Annotated in this window: 18 protein-coding genes and 1 pseudogene; 9 read left to right on the forward strand and 10 right to left on the reverse strand. The window is 68.0% G+C overall.

The window, feature by feature from the left end; translation table 11 throughout:
* Positions 1-139: 139 nt before the first annotated feature.
* Positions 140-4237 carry a transglutaminase family protein gene (locus tag ACFWUR_RS28300; RefSeq protein WP_378910878.1) on the reverse strand — a complete coding sequence of 1366 codons (4098 nt, stop codon included), beginning with the start codon at positions 4235-4237 and terminating at the stop codon, positions 140-142.
* Positions 4238-4386: 149 nt separating this feature from the next.
* Between ACFWUR_RS28300 and ACFWUR_RS28305 the strand changes: the two genes are divergently transcribed.
* Positions 4387-5028 (forward strand): hypothetical protein, encoded by a 642-nt coding sequence (locus tag ACFWUR_RS28305; RefSeq protein WP_378910879.1) that lies wholly within the window; start codon positions 4387-4389, stop codon positions 5026-5028.
* A 65-nt stretch (positions 5029-5093) separates the two neighbouring features.
* Here the strand turns inward: ACFWUR_RS28305 and recR are convergent, their stop codons facing one another.
* Positions 5094-5702 (reverse strand): recombination mediator RecR, encoded by a 609-nt coding sequence (gene recR / locus ACFWUR_RS28310; protein ID WP_378910880.1) that lies wholly within the window; start codon positions 5700-5702, stop codon positions 5094-5096.
* Entirely contained in the window at positions 5702-6046 is a 345-nt protein-coding gene (locus ACFWUR_RS28315; RefSeq protein ID WP_378910881.1) for a YbaB/EbfC family nucleoid-associated protein, read from the reverse strand. Before ACFWUR_RS28315 ends, recR begins: the two co-directional genes overlap by 1 nt.
* Before the next feature lie 272 nt (positions 6047-6318).
* On the opposite strand from ACFWUR_RS28315, the gene ACFWUR_RS28320 reads away from it, so the two are divergent.
* From ACFWUR_RS28320 to ACFWUR_RS28330, 3 genes are read left to right on the forward strand one after another with little or no spacing between them, the layout of a single operon-like run.
* Entirely contained in the window at positions 6319-6894 is a 576-nt protein-coding gene (locus ACFWUR_RS28320) for a hypothetical protein (RefSeq protein WP_378910882.1), read from the forward strand.
* A gap of 46 nt (positions 6895-6940) precedes the next feature.
* Complete coding sequence (locus ACFWUR_RS28325) at positions 6941-7771, forward strand: MerR family transcriptional regulator (protein WP_378910883.1); 831 nt, start codon at positions 6941-6943, stop codon at positions 7769-7771.
* Positions 7768-8118, forward strand: a complete 351-nt coding sequence (locus ACFWUR_RS28330) for a VOC family protein (protein WP_378910884.1) — start codon at positions 7768-7770, stop codon at positions 8116-8118. Before ACFWUR_RS28325 ends, ACFWUR_RS28330 begins: the two co-directional genes overlap by 4 nt.
* Positions 8119-8137: 19 nt before the next feature.
* Here the strand turns inward: ACFWUR_RS28330 and ACFWUR_RS28335 are convergent, their stop codons facing one another.
* Complete coding sequence (locus tag ACFWUR_RS28335) at positions 8138-8572, reverse strand: SRPBCC family protein (protein WP_378910885.1); 435 nt, start codon at positions 8570-8572, stop codon at positions 8138-8140.
* 179 nt (positions 8573-8751) lie between these two features.
* On the opposite strand from ACFWUR_RS28335, the gene ACFWUR_RS28340 reads away from it, so the two are divergent.
* Positions 8752-10194, forward strand: a complete 1443-nt coding sequence (locus ACFWUR_RS28340; protein ID WP_378910898.1) for an FAD-binding oxidoreductase — start codon at positions 8752-8754, stop codon at positions 10192-10194.
* Positions 10191-11516: a class I SAM-dependent methyltransferase gene (locus ACFWUR_RS28345; protein WP_378910886.1), complete on the forward strand. Its 1326-nt coding sequence runs from the start codon at positions 10191-10193 to the stop codon at positions 11514-11516. The genes ACFWUR_RS28340 and ACFWUR_RS28345 overlap by 4 nt, the downstream gene beginning before the upstream one ends.
* Positions 11517-11550: 34 nt before the next feature.
* Here the strand turns inward: ACFWUR_RS28345 and ACFWUR_RS28350 are convergent, their stop codons facing one another.
* Positions 11551-15090 carry a protein kinase gene (locus ACFWUR_RS28350; RefSeq protein WP_378910887.1) on the reverse strand — a complete coding sequence of 1180 codons (3540 nt, stop codon included), beginning with the start codon at positions 15088-15090 and terminating at the stop codon, positions 11551-11553.
* Positions 15091-15477: 387 nt separating this feature from the next.
* On the opposite strand from ACFWUR_RS28350, the gene ACFWUR_RS28355 reads away from it, so the two are divergent.
* Positions 15478-15840, forward strand: coding sequence for a cupin domain-containing protein (locus ACFWUR_RS28355; RefSeq protein WP_378910888.1), 363 nt, complete (start codon positions 15478-15480; stop codon positions 15838-15840).
* A gap of 70 nt (positions 15841-15910) precedes the next feature.
* On the opposite strand, the gene ACFWUR_RS28360 is transcribed toward ACFWUR_RS28355, so the two are convergent.
* From ACFWUR_RS28360 to ACFWUR_RS28370, 3 genes and pseudogenes are all read right to left on the reverse strand, one after another.
* Positions 15911-18067: a 3-hydroxyacyl-CoA dehydrogenase NAD-binding domain-containing protein gene (locus tag ACFWUR_RS28360; protein WP_378910889.1), complete on the reverse strand. Its 2157-nt coding sequence runs from the start codon at positions 18065-18067 to the stop codon at positions 15911-15913.
* A 43-nt stretch (positions 18068-18110) separates the two neighbouring features.
* A complete protein-coding gene (locus ACFWUR_RS28365; RefSeq protein ID WP_378910890.1) occupies positions 18111-19325 on the reverse strand; it encodes an acetyl-CoA C-acetyltransferase in 1215 nt (404 codons plus the stop codon).
* Positions 19326-20906: 1581 nt separating this feature from the next.
* A pseudogene (locus ACFWUR_RS28370) lies at positions 20907-22529 on the reverse strand (DNA polymerase III subunit gamma and tau); the annotation flags it as partial.
* Between the two features lie 445 nt (positions 22530-22974).
* On the opposite strand from ACFWUR_RS28370, the gene ACFWUR_RS28375 reads away from it, so the two are divergent.
* Positions 22975-23799 (forward strand): hypothetical protein, encoded by an 825-nt coding sequence (locus ACFWUR_RS28375; protein ID WP_378910891.1) that lies wholly within the window; start codon positions 22975-22977, stop codon positions 23797-23799.
* A gap of 66 nt (positions 23800-23865) precedes the next feature.
* Positions 23866-25146: an ammonium transporter gene (locus ACFWUR_RS28380; protein WP_378910892.1), complete on the forward strand. Its 1281-nt coding sequence runs from the start codon at positions 23866-23868 to the stop codon at positions 25144-25146.
* Here ACFWUR_RS28380 and ACFWUR_RS28385 read toward each other — a convergent pair.
* Together ACFWUR_RS28385 and ACFWUR_RS28390 are read right to left on the reverse strand one after the other, a co-directional pair.
* Entirely contained in the window at positions 25139-26191 is a 1053-nt protein-coding gene (locus tag ACFWUR_RS28385; RefSeq protein ID WP_378910893.1) for a neutral zinc metallopeptidase, read from the reverse strand. The genes ACFWUR_RS28380 and ACFWUR_RS28385 overlap by 8 nt on opposite strands.
* 192 nt (positions 26192-26383) lie before the next feature.
* On the reverse strand, positions 26384-26901 hold a 518-nt coding region (locus tag ACFWUR_RS28390; protein ID WP_378910894.1), incomplete at its 5' end, for a neutral zinc metallopeptidase.

Consider the following 26901-nt stretch of genomic DNA (forward strand, 5'->3'; position numbering starts at 1 on the left):
GCGAGGTTTTGCGGCCCCGATTGTCCCGATTCTTCCCTCCTCCGGTCAGTCGCTGCGCTGCCTCCGTCACTCCAGGATCGGGACGGCCGCAAAACCCAGAGCTACCGAACTTCGGTGCCGCAGTTTCGGATCCTCCCCATCATCGGCCCCACACTGTTCGCGCGCGGCGTAGGTCCAGGATGCCCGGTGCGCCGACATCGGTCGCCTGTGCCGCGATTTTCGCACGGAGTTCGGCGGGATCCATCGGGTTCACCGTATGTCCGGCGGCCTCGAAGCGCCGGTTTCGGCGAGACTGCGCGGCAACGGCATTGACGGGTGCGTCGTCGTAGGCGCGGCCACCGGGGTGCACGACATGGTAGGTGCAGCCGCCGCGGGAGATACCCGTCGCGACATCTACCAGGTCGAATACCAGCGGGGCGTCGACGGTGATCGAGGGGTGCAGCGAGTTCGGCGGCTGCCAGGCGCGGTAGCGCACGCCTGCCACCTGCACATCGGATTTATCGGTGGCCAGCAGCGGGACCGGCATGCCGTTGCAGGTCAGGACGTAGCGACCGCGGTCGGCGCCGACCAGGCGCACCTGGAGCCGTTCCACCGACGAGTCGACGTAGCGAGCGGTGCCCTGACCTGTGGTTTGTTCACCGAGGGTGAGCCACGGTTCGATCGCGCCGCGCAGTTCCAGCTCCGCCTCGCCGATCATCGCGGTGCCGATGCGAGGGAAACGGAACTCGGTGAACGGGTCGAGCCAGGCGGTGTCGAAGTCCACGCCCGCCGCACGCAGGTCGGCGGCGACCTCGGCGATGTCGTTCATCAGGAAGTGCGGCAGCAGGTAGCGGCCGTGCAGGTTGGCCCCGTGACGGATCAGCGGTGCGCGCAGCGGCTTGTCCCAGAACATCGCGACCAGGCCGCGCACCAGCAACGACTGCACCATCGCCATCTGGAAATGCGGCGGCATCTCGAAGCCGCGCAATTCCAGCAGGCCGAGACGGCCGCGCGCCGAATCGGGGCTGTACAGCTTGTCGATGCAGAACTCGGCGCGGTGGGTGTTGCCGGTGAGATCGGTGAGCAGATGGCGCAGCGCTCGGTCGATATGCCAAGGGGCCGACTGGATTTCGTACGGTGTGGGACCGGGAGCTTGCTCGGCGGTGAGCCTGGCGACCTCGGCGAAGGCGATCTCGAGTTCGTAGAGCGCGCCTTCGCGACCCTCGTCCGCGCGGGACGCCTGCGAGGTGGGACCGACGAAGCGACCCGCGAACAGATACGACAGCGCCGGATGACGCTGCCAGTAGGTGAGCATGGAAACCAGCAGGTCGGGGCGGCGCAGCAGCGGCGACCGCGCCGGGGTGACCCCGCCGAGGGTGATGTGATTGCCGCCGCCGGTGCCGCCGTGTGTGCCGTCCACGTCGAAGGACTCGGTGCTCAGCCGGGCGAGCCTGGCCTGCTCGTAGAGGGTGTTCAACACCTGCGCCTGCTCGGCGAAGGAGCTGGTCGGCATGATGTTCACCTCGATCACGCCCGGGTCGGGCGTCACCGAGAACGTGTGCAGCCGCGCGTCACTCGGCGGTGCGTAGCCCTCGAGCACCACCGGCTGCCCGATCGCCACCGCCGCCGCTTCGACCTTGGCGATCAGGTCGAGGAAATCGTCGAGCTCGGTGACCGGCGGCAGGAACACGTGCAGGCGCCCCTGCCGGACCTCGGCGACCAGCGCTGTCGTCGGGGTGAAGTCGGCGGGTTCCACCGCGGCGGGCGGCTCGGCCCGTCCCGCACGCAACGGTTGCTGGTAGAGCGGGTCGCTGTCGGGCAGGATCGGCGGCGCGTGCCAGGACACCGACCCGATCGGAAGGCGAAGTCCGGCAGGAGAATCACCGTCGGCCAACACGATCCGGCCGCGTCCGTCCTCGGCTCGGCCACGGCGCAGCTGCCAGTCGGCACTGGCCCAACCCGCGCCGTCGGCCCGCCGATGAAGCGGCAGCACATACGCCGACGGCTGATCGACCGACTCCTCCAGGCTCTCGAGCAACACCCGCCGCACCTCGGGTGAGTCCTCGGCTGGGTCGATATCGGCGGGCGGCGGATCCCCGTACGGCGCGTTCACTGTCGCGGCCAACCGCGCCAACGGGTCCTCGAAAGCGGGCCGCACCTGACCTTGCGGCAACCGCAGGGTGCCTGCGATCTCAGCGATCAACGCCTTGGCCGCACTGATGTCGGCAGCGGGCAGGCGATCGGGGATCACCCCGGCGGCCGCGTTGTTCGGCTGCGAGCGGGTCAGCTGGATGTGCGGGTAGGCCGACTGCGGCGAGCCGACCGAATCCCGGTGCCGACTACCGCGAGACTTCTTCTTCGCCGGTGGTTTTCGCGGTTCCGGCCTGGCCTTCTCGGCTGCCGGGACCGACGTCTTCGACACCTTCTCCTGCTGCACCGGGCGAGCGTTGCCGCCGGCGTCGGCGCAGGCCTGCTGGCTCTCCGCGGCACGGCGGTGTTCGGCGGCGACCAACTCGACGGGTTCCTCGATCAGCGCAGGTCCGTCGTCGAACTCCACCACCTCGAGATCACCCGCGTCGACAGCGGGCTCCGCCACCTCGGCGAGATGGCCGTCATCGCCACAGTCGTCTTCGGCTCCGTCGATGCTCGGCTCACCGCGCACGGGCTCGTCTTCGGCAAGCCCCAACGCGACTACTGCGGCGGCGATTTCGTCACCGCGGATCCGACGACGCACGTCGAAGACCGCGACCATGTCGACCAGGTCGGCGGCGCCGGTATCGGCGGGAGGATCCGCGGCGAGCACCGACAGCGCGTCGTCCGGCCCGGACACCTCATCAGCCGCGTCGACACCTGATTCGTCGGCCAACCCCAGCGCGACCACCGCGGACGCGACCTCGGCACCGGCCGGCGCGTAGCCGTTCGCATGGGACGGCCCGGTCGTTTCGACGGCAACGTCAGCCAACGGTGTGTGCTGCGCGACCGGCGTCCACGGATCGGTGAGCAGGTCCTGCCGCTGCCAGATCGGCTCGCCGTCGGCCCGCCACGCGATCGCGATCTCCCAGCGGGGCAACGGTTCTCCGGGGTACCACTTGCCCTGGCGATACTGCACGATGCCGGTCGGCGCGTAGATCGAGCGGAGGCGATCGGCGAGGTCGACGGCGCGCTCACGTTTGTGCCTGCCGTCGGCGTCGGTCGTCCACTGGGCGCTGACCTGGTCGTCGATGGAGACGAAGGTCGGCTCCCCACCCATGGTGAGCCCCACATCGGCCGCTGCCATCCGCGCGTCGATCGCGGCACCGGAGGCAATGATGCGTTCCCATTGGGAACCTGTGTAGGGCAGCGTAACTCGCGGGTCCTCGTGGATCCGGCGCACCACATTGCTGAAATCGAGGGTGGCCTCGGTGATCCCGGTCGCCCCGGTGATCGGGGCCGCGGCGCCGGGGTGCGGGGTGGCGGCCAGCGGAATGTGGCCTTCGCCCGCGAACAGGCCGGAAGTGGGGTCCATCCCGACCCAGCCCGCGCCGGGCAGATACACCTCGGTCCAGGCGTGCAGGTCGGTGAAGTCGGCGGTGGGGCCCGACGGACCGTCCAGCGACGGCACATCCGAGGTGAGCTGGACCAGGTAGCCGGAGACGAAGCGGGCGGCCAGCCCCAGCTCACGCAGCACGCCCACCAGCAACCAGGCCGAGTCGCGGCAGGATCCGAGCGCGGTGCGCAGAGTGTGGTCGGGCGTCTGCACGCCCGCCTCCATCCGCACGGTGTAGTCGACCGCGTTGCGCAGCGCGTAGTTGAGTTCGACGAGATAGTCGATGGCCCGGGTCGGGCCCTGCGGCCGGTGCGCTCGCGCCCACTCGCGCAGCAACTCCCCCGGGCCACTGCCCGGACCCGCCTCGTCGACGCGCCGCAGATAGGGCGCGAGATCCTCGGCGAGCGCGGTGTCGTACTCGAACGGGAAGTACTCGGCGTAATCCTCGATGAAGAAGTCGAACGGGTTGACGACCTCGAGGTCGGCGATCAACCCCACGGTGATCGACAACTCCTTCGTCGGATTCGGAAACACCAGGCGGGCAACGAAATTGCCGAACGCGTCCTGCTGCCAGTTGACGAAGTGCTCGGCGGGAGTCACCTCGAGGGAGTACGCCTCGATCGGGGTCCGCGAATGCGGTGCGGGACGCAACCGCACTTCATGCGGATGCACCTCGACGAGACGATCGAAGGAGTATGCCGTGCGGTGCTCGAGTGACACCTTGATGCCCATTCACCAAGTGGACCACACACCCCCGACACCGCGCGGGCCGACGAAAGGGGAGTTTCCCGACCGGCACCCCTTTCGAAACACCGCGGTTACAGCCCGGCCCCCCAGACCACATCGATGGCCACCTGTGCCACTTCCGTAGGGTTGGACCCGTGAGCTACGACCACATCCTGCTGCCGTCCGGCGTCGCCAGCTCCGTCGACGAGATCGACGCGTACCTGGCCGCCCAGGAGGGCCTGACCGAGTCCGCATCGATCGCCGAGATCGCGGCCGAGTTGAACGCGCGCAACGCCGAACTACCGGTGGACGACTCGTTCCTCAGCGTCGACTCCGTCGGCGGCCCCAGCGGGGACACGCTCTACATCCCCTCGCCGTACGACGCCATCGGATTCGTCCGCAACCTGCTCTTCGACCTCGCCACCGCACGCGGCTACGCCGTCTACGATCCGCAGCTGACCTGGCTCATCGACCCGGCCGGACACATCCCGATCAATGTCACCCACGGTGGCGCGGGCGAATTCCCCTATCTCACCGAGAAACTGGCCCACCACTGGGTGGCCGGGCTCGCCGCGCCCAATCCGTACCTGATCGTCGAACAGGGCGAACAGCGCTACATCCAGACCTACCGCGATCCGGGCGGCCCCTACACCCTGGAATATCGCGACGGCGCCCCCGACCGACACTTCGGCACGACCCTCGACGACCCTGCTCAGGTCGCCGACATCATCTGGGAGTGGGCCAACGGCAAGCCCGCCACCGGCGACGGCGTCACCTGGACCCGCGTCGAACTCTGATCCTCGGGCGGGCGCGACCGGCGGCGATCACGTCCACCTCCGCCGTCGCGCCCGCGTGCGCGGTCCTACAAGGTCCGCCTGCCCGACAGCGCCCGACCGAGGGTCAGTTCGTCGGCGAATTCCAGGTCGCCACCCATCGGCAGCCCGGAGGCCAACCGGGTCACGGTGAGCCCGGGGAAATCGCGCAGCATCCGCACCAGATAGGTGGCCGTCGCCTCGCCCTCGGTGTTCGGGTCGGTCGCGATGATCACCTCGCTCACATCGACGCCGTCGTCCTGATTGCCGATGCGGGTCAGCAGTTCCCTGATCCGCAACTGATCCGGCCCGACACCGCTGAGCGGATCGAGCGCACCACCGAGCACGTGGTAGCGACCACGGAACTCACGGGTGCGCTCGATCGCCTGCACATCCTTGGGTTCCTCGACCACACAGATCATCGTGCGGTCGCGGCGGGGGTCGGCACAGATCCGGCACAGCTCACCATCGGCGACGGTGCCGCACGACACGCAGAACTGGACGCCGTCGCGCACCTTCTGCAACGCGGCCTGCAGCCGGTCGATGTCCGGCGGCTCCACCTGCAGCAGATGAAAAGCGATGCGCTGTGCGCTCTTCGGACCGACGCCGGGTAGTTTGCCCAGCTCGTCGATCAGATCCTGAACCGGACCCTCATACATCAGAAGTCGGGCAGACCGGGCATCGAACCGCCGCCGAGACCCTGCGACAGCGGGCCGAGGCGCTCGGCCGCGAGCTGCTGGGCGTTGGTCATCGCGTCGTTGATCGCGCCGATGACCAGGTCCTGCAGGCCGTCGACATCATCGGGATCGACCACCTTCGGGTCGATCGTCAGCGCGATCACCTCGCCGCTGACCTTGATCGTGGCCTGCACCAGACCGCCGCCGGCTTGACCGGCCACCTCGGTCTCGGAGAGCTCGGCCTGCGCCTGCATCACCGCCTGCTGCATCTGCTGAGCCTGGGCAAGCAGAGCCTGCATATCGAACTGACCATCACCGGGCTGCACAACACTCCTGTGTCTTCTGGCGGCTGGCGCCGCGGGATTTTCGGCCCTGTGGGCCACACACCCGAGCGACGATACTGCGCCTTCGGGGTTCCGTCTCGCCCTCGGGTGCGAGGCGGCGGAAACCGTGTGGGCGCGTCGGGTACGGGGCTCGGCCGCGAGCCGTAACCAGTCTAGTCGCGGGGCACAGTCGCTGAAAGAATGGCTCCGCCGAGGCTTCGGGAATACGATCAGCCTAGGTAGGGCAATGATTCAGCAATCTTGAAGGAGATCCGATGAATGCATCCCGTACGCGCCTGGCATCGATGACCGCCCTGGGCATATCCCTGTCCAGCCTGCTTCTCCTCTCACCCGCCGCCGTATCGGCCGATCCCGCGACCGGGATCAACGACTACGGCAACGGCTGTGTACTCGACCCCGGCAATCGCGCGGTGACCGTTGATTCGCTGCGCTTCCGATGCAACGTCACCCAGCAGGACCAGATCTACCGCGACGCGCAGGCGGGCGCGGTGGCGACAGGGCTCACCAACGGCTGGGTGACACGCCCGCCGCAACTCGAAGCGGCCGCGCCCGCACTCTGGATCGGCAAAGTGTTCCGCACCGGACCCGACGGCGGTTCCCTGACCAACCGGGTCACCGGCGCCGGAATCGAAGCCTTTCCGGCCGATGTCTATCGCGCACCCTCGATCCTCGACGGTGCCCCCGCCTGGGCACTGAACTACGCGCCCTCCCCCACCCCGCAGGTCTACGACGAGATCCGCGAGATCACCCCGGGCGTCTGGTTCGGCTATTCGTGGTGGCGCGAGGGCGCATGGCCACTGCTCGCCTCCTTCGTGTTGACGCCCGCCTGATCAGGTTCTTGACCCTCCACCTGCTGGAGGGTGTTGTCTGGTCCTCATGACAGCAACCGTGGCGATCGGCGAGTTCGCCCGCCTCACCCATCTGAGCGTCAAGACGCTGCGGTACTACCACGAGATCGAGCTACTCGAGCCCGCTGCGGTAGATGCGGGCAGCGGGTATCGCCGATACTCCACCGACCAGGTGGAACGGGCGCATCTGATCCGCCGCCTGCGCGATCTGGACATGCCGCTACCGGAGATCCGCACGGTGCTCGCCGCGGCCGATCCCACCGAGCGCGATACCGCGCTGCGGGCGCACCTGACCCGCATGGAAGCGGCGTTGGACCGCACCCGCGAGGTGGTGGTGTCGCTGCGTGCCCTGCTCACCGCGCCCTCGCCGCCGATCGAGGTCGACTACCGAATCGAGTCGGCGTTCACGGCGCTCACGGTCACCGACAAGGTGGTGCGCGACGGCATCGCCGACTGGTGTGGCACCGCGTTCGAACAGCTGTACACGACCCTGCTCGAGTCGGGCGTCAACCCGGAAGGTGTTGCGGGAGCCACATATTCGAACGAGTTCTTCACCGACGACAACGGTGCGGTCACCGCATTCGTGCCGTTACCGCCCGGCGTGGAGTTCGTACCGACGGGCGGGTTCGCGGTTGTCGAATTCCCGGCCCGCCACTTCGCCGTGGCCGTGCACGAGGGCCCGTTCGAAGACTTCGACCGCACCTACGGCGCACTCGGCAGCCACGTCGCCGAGCACGGCGCCGCCCTGCCGGACGAACCGGTCCGCGAGCGCTACCTCGTGGGACCTGACATGACCGATAACCCGGCCGCCTATCGCACCGAAGTGTGCTGGCCGATCAGCGAAGGAGACATCCGATGACCGTCGCCCTGGCGAACATCACCATGGACTGCCACAACGCCACCGCCCTGGCGGAGTTCTACGCACAACTACTCGACGTGCCCGTCGATCCGGAGGCGTCGCCGTTCTTCGCCACCGTCGGCAGATCCGCCGGCCTCGCCCCGATCCTGATGTTCATCCAGGTCCCCGACAAGACCCCCGGCAAGAATGTGGTCCACCTGGACTTCCACACAGCGCAGTGGGCCGACTACATCGAGCGCGCGCTCCGCCTGGGCGGCAAGCACATCGGCGACTTCGACGAATACGGCATGCGGTGGACCACCCTCGCCGACCCCGAAGGAAATCTCTTCGACATCGGCAAGGACTGATCGACTCCGCGAACCCGGCTCAGGCCAGTTCGCGCGCGAGGTTGCCCAGCACCTCGGCCTGGATCTTCTTCAGGCCGAGCGGGGCGAAGATGCCCTCGAAGATGCCCGAGATGCCGCCCGCGCCCTTCCACGTGGTCTCGACGGTGACCTTCGAGCCGGTGCCGTCTCCGGTGACGGTCCAGGTGGTGACCATGGTGGAGTTGGCGTCGCGTTCGGTGAGAACCGAATCCGCCACCGTCACGGTCGCGCGCACGTTGCGTGTGCGCTTCTCCGTGGCCTGCAGCGTCCACTCCACCACGGTGCCCGCGCCGTTGCCGCCTTCGACAACCTTGTAGTCGCGGTAGTGCGAGGAAAGAATGCGCGGCCGGATCGTCTCGTAATCGCCGATCGCTGCGAGCGTGCGCTGCGGATCCGCGGCGACGACGATCGAACTGCTGGCGCTGACCTGTCCCACTGTTGACTCCTTGCTGGGGGTGTGGCGATATCTCGACCGGGTTACATCCTGCCCTGTCGCCGGCCGGTTCATCCGACCAGGCTGGGACGGCGCGGGAACATGTGCGTGACATTTTGTCGCGGCGCGCGAGTATCCGGTGGCCCGGCGGTCGGGGTCGTACTAGCGTCAATGGGGTGGCAGTGAGTCTTTTGGGTAGGGCTGGTCACGAACCGGCCGCGCGCGAGTCCGGATATGCCGCGCATCGGGTGGGTGTGGAGCGACTGCTGGAAAGCTATCGCGCCATCCCACCCGGTGCCGTCATCCGACTGGCGAAGAAGACATCAAACTTGTTCCGGGCCAGGGCGGCAACCACCGCGCCCGGCCTCGACGTGTCGGGCCTGGGCCAGGTGATCGCGGTGGACCCGCAAGCCCGCACGGCCGACGTCGCCGGCATGACCACCTATGAGGACCTGGTCGCGGCCACCCTCCCCTACGGGCTGGCGCCGCTGGTGGTGCCCCAGCTCAAGACCATCACCCTGGGCGGGGCGGTGACCGGCCTCGGCATCGAATCGACCTCCTTCCGCAACGGTCTACCGCACGAATCCGTGCTGGAAATGGACATTTTGACCGGATCCGGCGAGATCGTCACCGCGACACCGACCGGCGAGCACGCCGACCTGTTCCACGGCTTCCCCAACTCCTACGGCACGCTCGGATACTCCGTCCGGCTGAAGATCGAGCTCGAACCCGTGCTGCCGTTCGTGGAATTGCGGCACGTGCGCTTCCACGACCTGCGCGAACTGGAAACCGAACTCGACCGCATAGTCACCGAACGCCGTTTCGAGGACGAACCTGTCGACTACATCGACGGTGTGGTGTTCAGCGCGAACGAGAGCTACCTGACTCTGGGCCGCCAGACCGACGAGCCCGGCCCGGTGAGCGACTACACCGGGATGGACATCTTCTACCGGTCCCTGCAGCACGCCGACGGCGTGAAACGAGACCGGCTGACCATCCACGACTACCTGTGGCGCTGGGACACCGACTGGTTCTGGTGCTCGCGCGCGTTCGGCGCGCAGAACCCGAAGATCCGCAGATTCTGGCCGAAGTCGCGTCGCCGCAGCAGTTTCTACTGGAAACTGGTCGCGCTCGACCGCAAGTACCACATCGACGACCGCAGGCAGGCCCGCAAGGGTAAGCCACCGCAGGAACGGGTCGTGCAGGATATCGAGGTGCCGGTGCATCACACCGCCGACTTCGTCGAATGGTTCCTGCGCGAAATACCGATCGAGCCGATCTGGTTGTGCCCATTGCGCTTGCGTGCGCTCGACGACGCGCCGGCCACCGACGATGCGCGTCCGTGGCCGCTGTATCCGCTCGAACCACAGCGCACCTACGTCAATGTCGGATTCTGGTCGGCGGTGCCGACCGAGCGAGGTCAACCGGAAGGGGCGGCCAACCGCGCCATCGAGAAGATCGTGTCCGCGTTCGACGGACACAAGTCGCTCTATTCGGATTCCTACTACGACGAGGCCGAGTTCGCCGAGCTCTACGGCGGCGACACCTATTCCGAACTGAAGACCCGTTACGACCCGGACCAACGACTGCTGAATCTGTATTCGAAGGCGGTGCAACGCAAGTGACGACATTCAAGGACCGAACCGACAGGCCCGCGGGTCTGACCGAACTGGGGACCAGGCTCAACATCGCCGAGGTCGTCGAAACGCTGGTGGACGGCGACATCCCGGTCCGGCTCACCGCCTACGACGGCAGCGCGACCGGCCCCGAGGACGCTGCCTACACCCTCGACATCAAGACCCCACGCGGCATCAACTACCTGGCAGGCGCCCCCGGCGACCTCGGTATGGCGCGGGCCTACATCGCCGGTGACATGGTCGCCGAGGGAGTACACCCCGGTGACCCGTACGACATCTTGAAAGCCATGCAGGACATGAAGTTCCATCGTCCTTCGGCACTGTCGCTGGTCACCATCGCCCGCTCGTTGGGTTGGGACCGGCTCAAGCCGATCGCTCCCCCGCCGCAGGAAACGCTGCCGCGCTGGCGCCGGATCGCGCTGGAAGGGTTGCGGCACTCCAAGACTCGCGATGCCGAGGCGATCCACCACCACTACGACGTCTCCAACACGTTCTACGAGTACGTCCTCGGCCCGTCGATGACCTACACGTGCGCGGTGTACGGCGAGGAGAACTGGACCCTCGAGCAGGCGCAGGAGAACAAGTACCGCCTGATCTTCGAGAAACTGCGCCTGAAGGAAGGCGACCGGCTGCTCGACATCGGCTGCGGCTGGGGCGGCATGGTTCGCTACGCGGCACGCCGGGGCGTCAAGGTGATCGGGGCGACGCTCTCGGCCGAACAGGCCGCCTGGGCGCAGCAGAAGATCGCCGAGGAAGGGCTCGGCGAGCTCGCCGAGGTGAGGCACAGCGACTACCGCGACATCCCCGAGGGCGAATTCGACGCGGTCTCCTCGATCGGCCTCACCGAGCACATCGGCGTGCACAACTACCCGTTCTACTTCGGCTACATCAAGGACAAGCTGCGGGTGGGCGGCCTGTTCCTCAACCACTGCATCACCCGCCACGACAACACCCGCACCACCAAGGCGGGCGACTTCATCGACCGCTACGTCTTCCCCGATGGCGAGCTGATCGGCTCGGGCCGCATCATCTCCGATATCCAGAACGTCGGCCTGGAAGTGCTGCACGAGGAGAACCTGCGCGAGCATTACGCGCTGACGCTGCACGAATGGTGCAAGAACCTGGTCACCAATTGGGACGCGGCCGTCGCCGAGGTCGGCGAGGGCACCGCGAAGGTGTGGGGGCTGTACATGGCGGGCTGTCGACTCGGCTTCCAGCGCAATGTGATCCAGCTCCATCACGTGCTCGGTGTGAAGCTGGATTCCCACGGCGCCTGGGACGTCCCGTTGCGCCCGTGGTGGCAGCCGTAATCCGCTGATCGCGGCCCGGGCGCCCGGGCCGCGATCAGGCCAGTAGTTCGTCGAGGAAGTCACCGGGCAGGTCTCGCAAGATCGGATGCTGCTGCCCGTCATGGGATTGCGTGCGCACCACGTGCAGCAGGCCGACCACGCCGGGCCCGGCGTCCAACAGCGGTCTGGTCCAGCCCAGCTCGGCGCAGGTGCGCAGCACCGGCAGTACCAGACCGGTCGCTTCCCCTACCCACCCAGCCGAGGCCAGACACTCCGCCAGCAAAAGGGTCGAGTCCAATTCCGCTCGCGGGCGATCTTGTTCGAGCGTCTTCGCGTAGATCACCCTGGCGTGGCGGGCGGCGCGATCGTCCGCGCGCAGCCGCTGTTCGGCCAACAGGATCCGGATGTCGGCGATGGCGCGGGCTTCGGTGATCAGCGCGGCGGCGCCTTTCTTGCGCCGAGCGCCGTTTCCCGAGGTGTCGGGGGCGAAATCGTCGTCGCCGGTGGCGAATCCGAGCCTGGACCGTTCGGCCCGCACGTGGGCATCGAGGCGGGCCAATCCGTTTTCCGCGGCCACTCGCGCACCTTCGTCGAGGCGGGCCGAGGCCGTGTACTGGTCGCCGAGGGCCGCCTTCACCCTGGCCCCGCTCACGAAGGTCGCGATGAGAAAGTCGACCGGGCCCACCCGGGTGACCAGTTCGTGGCTCTCGTCGAGCAGCCGATCGGCCAGCGCCAGATCGCCACGCCGATAGGCCAATTCACCGACCATGGCGGCCGCGATGCGTGCGGCGTCCGAGCGTGGACCGGCCCGAACTCGCGCGGTCTCGTAGGCCTGCTCGAAAAAGGTGGTGGCGGAGGCGATGTCGAGTTGCTCGTAGGCGGCATCGCCCAGCGCGCACAGGCCGAACACCGGACCGAGCGGATCCTTCGACCGCGTGTGATAGTCGGTGGCCCAATCCTGCAGCTCGGCCACCGCAGCGAAGTCGAACTCGCACAGCCGAACGAACGACATCAGATTGGCGGCGGTCGACACCGTCCAGTCGGGCAGGTCGCCGGGTTCTTTCAGTACGTCGGCCAGACTGTCGGCCACCTCGGCGGTGTCATCATGGGACACCCGGTCGGCGGCATCCAGTACCGCTGCCACGCGACGATTTTCGGCCAGTTCCGGCTCCCCGGGCACACTGCGGGCCAGCAGATTGGAGAGCCTGCCGAGTGCGCTGCGCGCCGTCCCGGTCTGCTGCATGTTCATATTCGCCCTGGCAACCGCCATCAGCAGCTTCGACCGTGACGTCACCTGCTGGACAGGCAGTTTCGAGACGCTGCCGAGCAGCGTGGCGAGCCTGGAACCGTCGATCAGGTCCATGCCGCCGCTCTCGAGCAGGTCGGCGGCGAGTTTGAGATCGGTCGCGGCCAGTGCGTGATCCACCGACTTGCGCAGTAGTTGATGCTCGGCGTACCAGCGAGCCGCGCGCCGATGCAGCACTTTCGACCGTCCGGGATGCTCGCGGTCGAGCCGGGCGCGCAGATGCTCGGCGAACAGCGGTTGCATGCGAAACCACCCCGGGTCGTGCTGGATCCGGTGCAGGAAGAGCTCGCGCTGCTCGGCCTGTTCCAGCAGCGCGGCACCATCGGTGACGTCGGCGAGCAGCCCGGCCAGGGACCCGTTCACCCGCTCGACCACCGAGATCGCCATGAGGAATTCCAGCTGCTGCGGCGCCAGCGCGTCGAGCACGTTCTCGGCCAGGTACTCCCGCATCCCGTGCCCGCCCTCGGCGAGCGAGGCGAGCAACTGGGCCGGGTCGGCCTTCCCGCGCAGCGTCAGGCTCACCAACTGGATCGCGGCGGGCCAGCCGTCGGTGGCGGTGTGGATCTGCTCGACCTGCTCGTCGGTGAGCGCGAAACCGTTGCGTTCCACCAGGATCTGGCGGGTCTCGGATTCGGTGAGTCGCAGCGCGGCGGCATCCAACTCGACCAGCTCGTCGCGCACCCGCAACCTGCTGATCGGCAGACCGGACTGATCGCGACTGGTGATGACGAATCGCACGTGGTGGCAGCCGTTGTCGAGCAGGGTCGCCATCGCCCGTTGCACTCCGGGGTCGCGCACGCGGTGCCAGTCGTCCACCACGACGACCACCGGCTGCCCGCTGGCGTGGATCTCGTCGATCAGGGTGGCGATCACATAGGCGACCGCGTCGGCGGGACGCTCCTCCAACACCTGTTCGAGGCCCGCGCCGACGTCGGGGCGCACCCGGCGGATGGCCTCGATGAGGTGGGCGAGGAACCAGATCTCGCTGTCGTCGCTCTGGTCGACCCCCAGCCAGGCCACCGGAATATCGCGGGTGGCCAGGTCGGCGCGCCACTGCGTGGCGACGGTGCTCTTGCCGAAGCCGGCGGGGGCGTGGATCAGCGCGAGTCGGCGTCGCCCGCCCTCGCGCAACACATCGAGCAGTCGCTGGCGGGGGAACGGCTCGCGCGCGGGCGTGGGCGGGCGAAATTTGGTGGCGGCGGTCGGCGGCAGGGTGCCGGTCGTCGTGCTCGGCATGGGTACCGAGGCGCCGGCGGGCTGCAACGTCAGCGGCCAGCTTCGGCGGCCGGTGACCGACTTCAGGACCTCCGGGGTGTCGTCGGTGATGTCCGTGGAGTCGAGCAACGCCATCTCGTCGGGCATCTGGCCGTGCGCGCGTTGGACTTCGCGCAGCAGGTCGCCGAATTCGTAGGCCGAAGCCGGACGGTCGGCGGGCTCGGGCGACATCGCCTGTTCGATCACCGCGGCCACGTCGTCGGGAATGTCCTGGGCGCGCAAGTCGGGGACGTGCTGGGTGGTGATGCGCAGGAACTGGGCCACCACCTTCTCTCCCGCGTGGCGTTCGAAGGCGGCGTGGCCGGTGAGCAGGGCGAACAACGTCGCACCGAGCCCGTAGATATCAGAGCGCACGGTTGGTTCGTTGCCTTTGAGCACCTCCGGCGCGGTGAACGCGGGCGAACCGGTGATCAAGCTGCTCGACGTCTGGAAGCCTCCGGGAATGCGCGCGATGCCGAAGTCGGTGAGCTGCGGTTCGCCGTAGCCGCTGATCAGCACGTTCGCCGGTTTCACGTCCCGGTGCAGGATGCCCGCCCGATGCGCCGACTCGATCGCCGCGGCCAGCTTCACGCCCGCCCGCAGGGTGTCCGACCAGGTCAGCGGGCCGCGATCGTGGATGAGACGTTCGAGCGAGCCCCGCGAGCAGTACGGCATCACGATCAGCGGCAGCCCGGTCTCGGTCACGTCGACCTGCAGGATATCGACGATATTCGGGTGCCCCGACAGCCTGCCCATCGCCTGTTCCTCGCGCAGGAACCGTTCTCGGCTCTCCACATCGATCTCCGAGGACAGCACCTTCACCGCGACCACACGATCCAACGCCGGCTGCAACGCGCGATACACCACGCCGAACCCACCGCGCCCGATCTCCTTGGCTCCCGTAAGCCCCATGGCGTCGAGATCCGCGATCACCGCCTCGTCGGGCACCCCCGGCGCCAACGTCCGCTGCGTATTCAGCCCCACCGGTGCCACATCGGACAGCCCGCGCCGCATACGCGTCTGCTCCGGCTCCATGTGACCACCTCTCACCATCGGCGTCACCGGCGTTTCGGTCGGCATACGGGTCCGTCACCGACTTCACCGCACATATCCAAGCTAGCGCGATCCGGCATCTATCGGGTGGAGATTCGACGCTGTGGCGGCAACGGTTGTCGGCGATCGTTGTTCAGCGCACAGCAGCGCGATCAGTCGGGTGCGGTGTTCCGACGCGAAGTTGTTGTGCGCGAACAGCACCGATGCGCGCTCCGCCGAGGGCAGGCCCCACGTCATAGCCAGGTCTTGCACCCTCCCGCGGATCGGCGAAGAATTGGTTCCTCGGTGGGCGCGGCCGTGGGCCGTGCTGGCCTCCACGCGGTGGACCACGACATGGGGCGCTCATCACCCGAGCAGAAGCGAGTTGTCATGTCCGCGCTGGTACGTATGACTTTCGACGCGCCGGAGGAAACCCGGCCGTTCGAGCAGGGTAAAGGTCGTCTGGATCTGGTCAATGTCGAGGATGGTCCGGTCGGCCGCGCCGTCTTCGAACCCGGTTGGCGATGGAGCGAGCACGTGAAGCCGATCGCCGGCACCGACAGCTGTCAGGCCCCGCACATCGGCTACTGCCTGTCCGGACGGCTCGTGGTCGAGATGGACGACGGCGAGCGCCAGGAATTCGGCCCCGGCGATGTCATGATCGCCGCCCCCGGTCACGACGCCTGGGTGGTCGGCGACGAGCCGTGCGTGATGCTGGACTGGCAGGGCTTCGCCGACTACGCCAAGCGCTGACAACGAGCAACGCCCGCCACCTCGTGAGGTGACGGGCGTGCGGCCCGGTGCGAAACCGGGAACTACCTACTTACTTGCGCAGCGAGGCCGGAACCTCGAAACGCGGGCCGAACTTCGCGGCCAGCTCGTCGGCGCGGGCCACGAAGGCCTCCTGGCCACCGGGGTAGCCGACGATGAACTGGTGCGAGCCACCCGACCAGGCCGGGAAGCCGATGCCGAAGATCGAGCCGATGTTCGCGTCGGCGGTGCTGGTGAGCACGCCTTCGTCGAAGCACTTCTGGGTCTCGATGGCCTCGGCGAACATCATCCGGTCCTTGAGGTCCTGGAAGGTGACACCCTCCGGGAGCTCACGGCTCGAGTTGAAGATCTCGCGCAGGTCGTCCCACAGGCCGGTGGCCTTGCCGTCGACGTACTCGTAGAAGCCCGCACCGCCCAGCTTGCCCTTGCGGTCGTACTTCTCGACCAGGGTGTCGAGGACCTCGGCGGTCTTCGCCGACGCGGCATTGAGCTCGCCACCGGCAGCGACGATGGCCGCGGAGGTCTCCTTGTAGATCTTCTGCATGGTGGTGAAGTTCAGCTCGTCGCTGAGCTTCAGCGGCGCGGCCGGGTAGCCCGCCTGCAGACCGGCCTGCTCGACGGTGGCCGGGTCGACACCCTCGGCGACCATCGAGATGGCCTCGTTGATGAAGGTACCGATCACGCGCGAGGTGAAGAAGCCACGGCTGTCGTTGACGACGATCGGGGTCTTCTTGATGGCGAGGGTGTAGTCGTACACCCGAGCCAGCGCCTCGTCGGAGGTGTTCTTGCCCTTGATGATCTCCACCAGCGGCATCTTGTCCACGGGGGAGAAGAAGTGGATACCGATGAAGTCCTCGGAGCGCTTCACACCTTCGGAGAGCAGGGTGATCGGCAGGGTGGAGGTGTTGGAGCCGAGCAGGGCATCGGCGTCGACGATGTCCTCGATCTCCTGGAAGACCTTGTTCTTGAGCTCCGGGTTCTCGAACACGGCCTCGATCACGAAGTCGACACCCTTGAAGTCGGCCGCGTCGGCGGACGGGGTGATGCGAGCCAGCAGCGCGTCGGACTTCTCCTGGGTGGTCTTGCCACGCGAGAGCGCCTTGGCCTCGATGGCCTCGGCGTAGCCCTTGCCCTTGACGGCGTTGGCGAGCTCGACGTCCTTGAGGACGACCTCGTAGCCGGCCTTGGCCGAGACGTAGGCGATGCCCGCGCCCATCATGCCGGCGCCGATGACGCCGATCTTCTTGATCTCACGCTTGGGCACATCCTCGACCGACGGACGCGAGCCGCCACCGTTGATGTGGTTGAGGTCGAAGAAGAACGCCTGGATCATGTTCTTCGCGACCGGGCCGGTCAGCAGGCTCGTGAAGTAACGGCCCTCGATGGTGAGCGCGTTGTCGATGTCGACCTGCGCACCCTCGACCGCCGCGGCCATGATGGCGCGCGGGGCGGGCATGTTGGTGCCCTTGATCTGCTTGCGCAGGTTGGCCGGGAACGCGGGCAGGTTCGCCGCGAAGGCCGGGGTGGACGGGGTGCCGCCGGGGATCCGGTAGCCCTTCTTGTCCCACGGCTGGGCCGCTTCCGGGTTGGCCGCGATCCACGCCTTGGCGGCGGGCAGCAGCTCCTCGACCGAGGAGACGACCTCGTCGATCAGGCCGATTTCCTTGGCCTTGGTGACGCGGTGACGCTGACCCTGCAGCAGCACCTGCATCAGCGCGTTCTGCAGGCCGAGCATGCGCACGGTGCGGGTCACGCCGCCGCCACCGGGCAGCAGGCCGAGGGAGACCTCGGGCAGGCCGATGGCCGAACCCTTGACGTCGGCCGCGATGCGGTAGTGGGTGGCCAGCGCGATCTCCAGGCCGCCACCGAGGGCAGCGCCGTTGATGGCGGCGACGACCGGCTTGCCGAGCTGCTCGAGGCGGCGCAGCGGAGCCTTGACGTCGGTGACCATCTTGACGACCTCGGCCGCGTTGTCCGGGCCGACCTTCATCATGTTCTTCAGGTCGCCGCCGGCGAAGAAGGTCTTCTTGCCCGAGGTGATGACGACGCCGGTGATGCCGTCCTTCTCCGCCTCGAGGCGATCGACGGTGGCGTTCATCGACGCGAGGTACGCGTCGTTCATGGTGTTGGCGCCCTGGCTGGGGTCGTCGATGGTGAGGACGACCACGCCGTCGGCGTCCTTCTCCCAGCCGATGATGTTGTCAGTCATAAGTTTTCGTTCTCCTGTGAGAAAGTGAAGGTCGGTGGGAGCTTCAGACGCGCTCGATGATGGTGGCAACGCCCATGCCGCCACCGATGCACAGCGTGACCAGCGCGTAGCGCCCGTTGCGACGCTCCAGCTCGTCGACCATGGTGCCGGTGATCATCGCGCCGGTGGCACCCAGCGGGTGGCCCATCGCGATCGCGCCACCGTTGACGTTCAGCTTCTCGTCCGGGACGTTCAGGTCCTTCTGGAACTTCAGCACGACGGAGGCGAAGGCCTCGTTGATCTCGACGAGGTCCATGTCCTCGATCGACAGACCGGCGGTGGCCAGCGCCTTCTTGGCGGCCGGGGTGGGTCCGGTCAGCATGATGGTGGAGTCCGCACCGGAGGTGGCGGTCGCGACGACGCGGGCGCGCGGGGTCAGGCCGGAAGCCTTGCCCGCGTCCTCGTTGCCGATCAGCAGCAGGGCGGCGCCGTCGACGATGCCCGAGCTGTTGCCACCGTGGTGGACGTGGTTGATCTTCTCGATGTAGGTGAACTTCTGCAGCGCGACGGCGTCGAAGCCACCCATCTCACCGATGCCGGCGAAGGCGGGGTTCAGCTTGCCGAGGTCGGCGGCCGTGGTGCCGGGGCGCATGTGCTCGTCGTTGTCGAGCACGACCAGGCCGTTGATGTCCTTGACCGGAACGATCGACTTGGCGAAGTAGCCGCCGGTGGTCGCCGCGGCGGCCAGGTCCTGCGAGCGCACCGCGTAGGCGTCGACGTCATCGCGGGTGAAGCCCTCGATGGTGGCGATCAGGTCGGCCGAGATGCCCTGGGGCACGAAGTAGCCGTCGTAGTTGGTGGCCGGGTCCAGCGCCCAGGGGCCGCCGTCGGAGCCCATCGGCACGCGCGACATCGACTCGACGCCACCGGCGATCACCAGATCGTCGAAGCCCGAGCGGACCTTCTGCGCAGCCAGGTTCACGGCCTCGAGGCCGGAAGCACAGAAGCGGTTGAGCTGGAAGCCGCCGACGGTGTCGGGCAGACCGGCGATGGTGACCGCGGTGCGGGCGATGTCCATGCCCTGGTCACCGACGGGAGTCACCACACCGAGGATCAGGTCCGAGATCCGGTCCTCATCGAGGTTCGGAAAGCGGTTGCGCAGCTCCTGGACCAGACCAACGGTCAGATCGATCGGCTTGACCGAGTGCAGCGAGCCGTTCTTCTTGCCGCGGCCGCGCGGAGTGCGGATGGCCTCGTAGATGTAGGCCTCTGTGGTCATATCGGAGTGTTTCCTTCCTTGGGGTGCGGTGGCCGCACGAACGCCATGACCGATCGCCTCGGCGCCGTACAAATCCCGGCAAGCACCAGCGGAGCATAGAACCATGCCCCTCCGGTGTTTCCGGCCACCCGTTCATACTACCGTGGTGTGCGAACTCCGGTTAACTTAACGCGGTGCGGACGGTGGCTGTCAACCATCCAGACTCTTTGCTCCGAACTGTTCACGTAGCAATGCCAGAGCGACCTCGTCCGGGTCCTGCCGGTCGCCCGGAGCCACCGGCACCGCGGCGGCGGCCAGCATCTCCCGTTCCTCCTCCGGAGTGGGCGGAGCGAGAACGGCGGCGCTACGCGCGGAATCGGCGCCGGACCGGGACTCCGACCCTTCGTCCGGGCCGGGATCGTCGGGTAAGTCGGGGAAATCCGGCGGTGGAATGTCGTCGTCGGCCGGGCGGTTGGCGCGGTTCGACGACTGGTTGCCCCCCGCCTGACTCGGCCGCGAGAACTTCGGTCGCCCCGCGGGCTTGCTCTCCGGCAGTCCCGACCCCCGCGCGGGCCCGGCCTTGGCCGCGGGCGCTGGGCGCGGCGTGGGCGCGCCGGTCTCCCACCGCACATCCAGTTCACGTCCCAGTACCGCCCGCACCGCCGAACGCACCGCGTCGATATTGCGCGGATCGGACAACCGCTGGGCCAACGGCGCGCTCTGATGCGCGAACACGATCACGTCACCCTCGACGCGCGAGACCGCCGCACCCGACAACAACGCCTGCAACGTGGCCCCGAACTCGCGCACCCGTCCCTTGATCTCCGGCCACGCGGCATCGACGATGCCGACCAGATCCTCAGCCGGTGCCGTCGGCTTCGCCGCGCCGACCTGCTCGGCCCGCGCAGGGACAGCCGCACCCTGACCGGCCGCCGGTTCGGCTTCGGGCTGGGACGACGAACCCGTTCGCGGCGCGACCGCATCCGGCGTCACCGTCGATGCGGCGCCGCGGCGGTGTGGTTCGGCTTCGGCGGGCGTCTCGGAAGGCCGCTCAGCGCCAGGGCTGTGCGCTCGCGCGCCGAGGTGGGACTGCGCGAGGCTGCCATCCGCCGTCGGCGAGATTTCCGCCGTAAGCGATTCGTTTGCAACATCTTCCGAGGGTGTGGTGAGGGCACCTCGTCCGGAATCAGCTGACGTAGAGGCGGTCGCGGAGTGCGCGGGTGGTGCGGGTGGTGCGGAGTGCACGGCAGTCTGCGCGGACTGAGCGGGCGGTACGGAGTGCGCTGCAGGTTCGGAGGCCGCGGGCGGCGTGGCAGGCGAGGCCGATGCGGCCTGTTCTACCTGTGCGGCAAGCGGGGCGGACTGTTCTGCCTGTGCGGCAGGCGATACGGACCGCTCGGCAGGTGCAGCGGACTGCCCGGCAGGCGTAGCGGGCACGGATTGCGCGGCAGGCGAGGGCGGTGCCGGCTGCACGGCAGGGGCGGACTGCGTGGGTGGTGAGGCAGGCGCGGGTGGTGTGGATTCGGCGAGCGACTCGGACTCAGCCGAATGCGTCGGCGGTGCGGATTGCCCGCGCGGGGCGGGCGCTGCGGCCGCCGAGGGTGCGGTCGCGTCCGAAGTAGCGGGCGTCGAGAGCGCGGTCGACGCAGGAGCCGTCGGCACAACCGGGGCGGCGGTCGCGGGGGCTGGCGACGCGATCGGGGCAGGCGCCGCTGCGGCCGGTGGCACGACCGGGGCGGCGGTCGTGGGGGCAGGGGCCGCTGCGGCCGGTGGCACGACCGGGGCGGCGGTCGTGGGGGCAGGGGCCGCTGCGGCCGGCGGCACGACCGGGGCGGCAGTCGAGGGAGCAGGCGACGCGGTCGGGGCGGCGATATTCCGTTCCGCGACAACGGCTCTCGCGGATTCCGGTACCGATGATCCGCCGGCTGCCGCTTCCTTCTCGGCGCGGGCGGCGGCGAGGAGTTCCGCGCCACGGCGGCGGCTTTCACCGCTCGACGAAGGCGGGGCGGGACGTTGCGCGGGTGACTCACCGGCCGCCGGGCCAGGGCGGGCCGGACCTGGGAGCGATCCGCCGGCGAATCCGCGTTCGAGCCGTTCCAGTCGTTGCAGGGTCGCCGATTCGGTGTCGGAGACCGAGGGCAGGAGCATGCGGGCGCAGATCACTTCGAGAAGCAGTCGCGGGGCCGTGGCGCCGCGCATCTCGCCGAGGCCCTCGTGCAGGAGTTCGGCATAGCGGGTGAGGGTGGCGGGGCCGAGGCGTTCGGCCTGGTCGCGCATCCGTTCCATGACGTCGCCGGGGCCGGAGACAAGGCCGCGGTCGGCGGCGTCGGGGACCGCGCGCAACAGGATCAGGTCGCGCAGGCGTTCGAGCAGGTCGACGGCGAAGCGGCGCGGGTCGTGGCCGGCCTCCATCACCGAATCGACCGTGTTGAACAGCGCGGCACCGTCATCGGCGGCCAGCGCGTCGATGGCATCGTCGATGAGGGCCACATCGGTGACGCCGAGCAGCGAGACCGCGCGCGGGTAGGTGACACCGTCGGGTCCGGCACCGGCCAGCAGCTGGTCGAGCACGCTCAGGCTGTCGCGCGGCGAGCCCCCACCAGCTCGGATGACCAGCGGGTACACCGCCTCTTCCACCGGTACCTGCTCCTGCTCGCAGATCTTGCCGAGCAGTCCGCGCATGGTGGCCGGCGGCAGCAGGCGGAACGGATAGTGGTGTGTGCGTGAACGAATCGTCGGCAGCACCTTGTCGGGCTCGGTGGTGGCGAAGATGAAGATCAGATGAGCCGGCGGCTCCTCGACGATCTTGAGCAGCGCGTTGAAGCCGGCGGTGGTGACCATGTGCGCCTCGTCGACGATGAACACGCGATAGCGCGACTCGGCGGGCGCGTAGAAGGCACGATCACGCAGCTCACGGGTGTCGTCGACACCGCCGTGGCTGGCCGCGTCGAGCTCGATGACGTCGAGGTTGCCCGACCCGCCGGGCCCGAGCGCCACACACGACGAGCAGGTACCGCACGGCGTGGACGTCGGCCCGTCCACACAGTTCAGCGAGCGCGCGAGGATGCGCGCGGACGAGGTCTTGCCGCACCCACGCGGCCCCGAGAACAGGTACGCGTGGCTGATCCGGCCGGTATCCAGCGCTGTACTCAGCGGGTCGGTGACGTGCTCCTGACCCACTACTTCTGCGAATGTCGCCGGTCGATACTTCCGGTACAGAGCCACGACCCACAGGCTACCGAGAGCGTCCGACAGGGTTTATCGGCGGCTGGCACTGCACGCGTACGAGGTAGTGAAGTCTTGATACTACTGTGATCCAAATCACATTGAATTCCGCGGTCTGGAGCGTAGGTGCAAAGCGTTCCATTGGGCGCAACGGTCGAGCTATCGACTGCTTTACACGCGGCGAATTTCCCACCGAACAGTCGGTTGATACTGGCTACCACAGGAATCCAAACCAATTCCCCGGTTGACGGCTTCTATCTGGATGTAACGAAAGCATGAACGGTCGTGACAGCGGCGCAAGCGGCTGGCTACCGTGGATCTCGGCAACTTCGGTGGCCAAACCTTCATCAGGTTGGTGACCCCGGCCGGTCCCTCATCCCGACCGGGGCACAACCTTCGCGCACCGATCGCTCCCCCACCGCATCGACCGGAGGAACGTTTCACCGTGCTGTCGTGTGATGACATCGCAACCGCCTGGCTCGCCCACACCGACTTCGCAGGCGACAACGCCGCGGTCGGGCTACTGAGCCGGGCGATCAGCCCCCAAGACTTCGATATCAAACGCGACTCCTTACCCGTCGCGGCCGCGGCCGACCCGGCGACCGCCGACGCCATCCTGCAACTGCTCCAGCGCGGGCAGGTGCCGACCATGGCGGCCATCCGCACGCTCACCGCGCAGAACGAGATGCGCCGCGAGGCCGAGCGGATCGAGCGGCTGGGCCGTCGCGCCCAGCGCAGCATCGACGAGTTCGGTCGCATCCTCGCCCGCCTCGCCGCCGCGCACTGGACCGAGCACGATATCGGGCCCACCAGGCGCGACATCCTCGCCGATGCCGAGGTCTGCGAGCTCATCGCCGAGCGGGTGGGCGAGATCGCACCGTCGGCGGTCAAGCACCTGTGGCTGATCGAACGGGCCCAGCGCGCGGGCTGGATCGCGTCCAACGCGAGCCCGGGGTCGCTGTGCCCGGCGCGGCGCTGGCACACCGCCAAATACGGTAATCGGGTCTCGCAGAAGCCGGTCAACATGGTCGGCAAGCTGGTCGCCGGCTTCGTCGTGGAACACACCGCCGATCGGGGCAAGCCGCCGAGCTGGGCGGTGCTCGCCCGCGACGCGCGCGACGATCGCGGCCGCCGGCTTTTCTTCGACGTGGCCGACGCGCATGCCCAGCGCCGCTGGCTCACCACCGCGGAATGGCTCGCGGACGGCGATGACCTGCCCGTTCCCGGCAAGCGCGGCGCACGGGCCCTGGCGAAGGAAAACCGGGGCTAGCACCGGCACCCACGGCGAGTGTTCGGTAACTTTCTCGCAACGCATCCACGCGTGAAAGGAGTTACCGTGCCCGCAACGATCGACCCGGCGGCCACTGCTTGGCTACTCGCGGCCACCGCCATGGTGCTGTTGATGACGCCCGCGCTGGCCGTTTTCTACGGCGGGATGGTGCGCTCTACCGGCGTGCTCAACATGCTGATGATGAGCTTCATCGCGATCCCGCTGGTCACCGTGGTCTGGCTGGTCGCCGGCTACAGCCTGGCCTTCGGCGACGACGCCGGTGGCGGCCTGATCGGCGATCTGGAGCACTTCGCGCTGGCCGGGATCGACCCGAGCTCGGTGCGCGGCAGCATTCCGGAGCTGCTGTTCGTCACCTTCCAGCTCACCTTCGCCATCCTCACCGCCGCCCTGGTCTCGGGCGCCATCGCCGACCGTGCCAAGTTCGCGGGCTGGATGGTCTTCGTTCCGCTGTGGACGCTGGCGGTGTACGCGCCGATCGCGCACTGGGTGTGGGGACCCGACGGCTGGCTGCTGAATTTCGGCGCGCTCGACTACGCGGGCGGCCTCGTGGTCGAGATCGCTTCCGGCGCTTCGGCCTTGGCGTTGGCGCTGGTCCTCGGGCCGCGCATCGGGTTCAACATCGACGCGATGCGCCCGCACAACCTGCCGTTCGTGTTGCTCGGCGCCGGTCTGCTGTGGTTCGGCTGGTTCGGTTTCAACGCGGGCTCCGCGCTCGGCGCCACCGGTGCCGCGGCAGCGGTTTTCCTGAACACCCTGGTAGCGGGCAGCCTCGGCATGCTCGGCTGGCTCATCGTCGAACAGGTCCGCGACGGCAGGCCTACCACCTTCGGCGCGGCCTCTGGTGCGGTGGCAGGCCTGGTCGCGATCACCCCGTCCTGCGGCGTGGTGAGCACCTTCGGCGCGATGCTGGTCGGCTTGGCCGCCGGTGTGGTGTGTTCGTTCGCGGTCGGCTGGAAACACAAAGCGGGCTATGACGATTCGCTCGACGTGGTCGGTGTGCACTTCGTCGGCGGCATCGTGGGCACCGTGCTGATCGGCCTGCTGGCCACCCAGGTGATGACCGGTGGGGTGAACGGCCTGTTCTACGGCGGCGGCTTCGCCCAGCTCGGCAAGCAGCTCGTGGCCGTGCTGGTGGTCGCGGCCTACGCCTTCGCGGTCTCGTGGGTGCTCGGCAAGGGCATCGACAAGATCATCGGCTTCCGCGTGAGCAAGGAAGACGAGACCGCGGGCATCGACTTCGCCCTGCACGCCGAAACCGCCTATGCGGAGGGCGTTCACGGCTCCTCCCCGCGCCGCTTCGGCGAAGGCCACTACGGCACTAGCTGACCTCGTTCGCCGGGGCCAACCAGGTATTGCATTCGAAATTGCGATTCTTCGAATAGCCCTGGTTGTACCAATTGCCGTTGTGGTCGGGCGTTCCGTGATCGCGGTGGCGGCCGTTGCCGTCACCGCGGTTGTAGTTGTGCTTGACCGCGGCATAGCCCTCCTGCGAGGTCCACGAACCGCCGGCCTCCGACGAACCGATGTACATGCCACCGAAACAGCTGGCCTGCAACTCCATTCGGCGTGAGGTCTCCAGCCCGCCCGACGACATCGTGCCCTGCTCGCGGCGCTGGTTCGAGGAGGCCTGCAGCAGGCCGGTGAGCCCCTGGACGTGGTGGCCGTATTCGTGGGCGTACACCGAGAGCGCTTCCATCGGTGGATACGGGGTGTTGTTCAGGACCAGCCCGGCCGTCGACATGTAGATGGTGCTCGAGGCGCTGCAATAGAACGCGTCGCTGGTGGAACCGCCGCACGGCGACGACAGTTGCGAAGGCTGTTCGGCGACAACCAGACCCGGACTCTTGAACGGCAGATTCGCGGCGGCCAGGTTCGACCGCCACATCTGATCCAGGCACGCCTGCGCCGCTGCGAAGAAGGCCTTGGCCACCGCGGCGTTGGTCGACCAGCGCGGCAGATCGCAGTCCATGTTGGACAGACCCGCGTCGTCGTTGTTGAACAGCGGATGCTGACCGAGGGCGATGACAGGTTGCGGCCCTGCGGGTTTGGTCGTCGTCGGCGCGGTGGTGCGCGCGGTGGTCGTGGCCCGCGCGGTCGTCGGGTTCGTGGTCGGCACAGGCGCATTGGAGCTGTAGGTGAAACTCGGCGGGGTCGTCTTCGCGACCGTACCCGGCGAGGTCTGGTCGGACAGCACCACTGCGGCCACCAGCAACCCGACGACTCCGAACACGGTCAGCACCGTCAGCACCGCGCCGAGTACACCCGACCCGCCCCGACGCGGCGGCGGATACCCCTGCGGCGCATAGCCGTACGGCGGCGGCAGCGGCCTGCCGTAGGGCGGTGGCATCGCGGGCCGACCATACGGTGGCATCTGCCCGCCGTATGGCGGCATCTGTCCCCCGTACGGCGGCGGCCCGGGCCTGCCGTAGGGCGGCTGCGGAGGAGGCGGGGGATACATCAATCACCTGACAACTGATCACGCACGGACATGGACAATGCACCGCGAACGGGGTCGGCTCCCCGTCTGCCGCGACAGCTACCGGTGCGGCACAGCAGCACCGTCTCAGTTCACGTCACCGGCGGGCACCGTGAAGGTGTTGCACTGGGCTGTGAGGTTGCGGTCGAGGCCGACTTCGAACCACTGGCCGCCGTGCTCGGCGGTACCGTGGTCGCGCATGTCGCCCGGGCCGTCACCGCGGCCGTAGGAATCCCTGGTGGCGACCGTGACCTGCGACGAGGACAGCGAGCCGCCGCCTTTGGACGAGGCGATGAACATGCCGTCGAAGCAGTTGGCCTGCAACTCGACTCGACGTGAGAGTTCCAGGCCCTTGGCCGAGCGGGCGCCCGCGTCGACTCGCTCGCTGTTGGCCTTGCGCAGGATCCCCGATTGGGCCTGCACGTGGTGGCCGTACTCGTGCGCGAACACCGACAGGTACACGACCCAGTTGTCGCGGAACTGGTCGGTCTGCAGCTGGCTGATCGGCATGTAGATGGTCTTGTTCGCCGGGCAGTAGAAGGCGGCGAAGTTGCTCGTCGATCCGGTGCACGGGGTGGTGATGCCGTCGGTGGTCGCCGTGATGC

It is taken from the genome of Nocardia sp. NPDC058633 (genome assembly GCF_042717045.1).
GTDB lineage: Bacteria > Actinomycetota > Actinomycetes > Mycobacteriales > Mycobacteriaceae > Nocardia.

What these genes read in the sequence shown, in the direction of transcription:
- ACFWUR_RS28300 (WP_378910878.1), bottom strand. Translation starts at nt 4,237, where the DNA reads ATGGGCATCAAGGTGTCACTCGAGCACCGCACGGCATACTCCTTCGAT.
- recR (WP_378910880.1), bottom strand. Translation starts at nt 5,702, where the DNA reads ATGTATGAGGGTCCGGTTCAGGATCTGATCGACGAGCTGGGCAAACTA.
- ACFWUR_RS28320 (WP_378910882.1), top strand. Translation starts at nt 6,319, where the DNA reads ATGAATGCATCCCGTACGCGCCTGGCATCGATGACCGCCCTGGGCATA.
- ACFWUR_RS28325 (WP_378910883.1), top strand. Translation starts at nt 6,941, where the DNA reads ATGACAGCAACCGTGGCGATCGGCGAGTTCGCCCGCCTCACCCATCTG.
- ACFWUR_RS28330 (WP_378910884.1), top strand. Translation starts at nt 7,768, where the DNA reads ATGACCGTCGCCCTGGCGAACATCACCATGGACTGCCACAACGCCACC.
- ACFWUR_RS28350 (WP_378910887.1), bottom strand. Translation starts at nt 15,090, where the DNA reads ATGGAGCCGGAGCAGACGCGTATGCGGCGCGGGCTGTCCGATGTGGCA.
- ACFWUR_RS28355 (WP_378910888.1), top strand. Translation starts at nt 15,478, where the DNA reads ATGTCCGCGCTGGTACGTATGACTTTCGACGCGCCGGAGGAAACCCGG.
- ACFWUR_RS28360 (WP_378910889.1), bottom strand. Translation starts at nt 18,067, where the DNA reads ATGACTGACAACATCATCGGCTGGGAGAAGGACGCCGACGGCGTGGTC.
- ACFWUR_RS28365 (WP_378910890.1), bottom strand. Translation starts at nt 19,325, where the DNA reads ATGACCACAGAGGCCTACATCTACGAGGCCATCCGCACTCCGCGCGGC.
- ACFWUR_RS28385 (WP_378910893.1), bottom strand. Translation starts at nt 26,191, where the DNA reads ATGCCACCGTATGGTCGGCCCGCGATGCCACCGCCCTACGGCAGGCCG.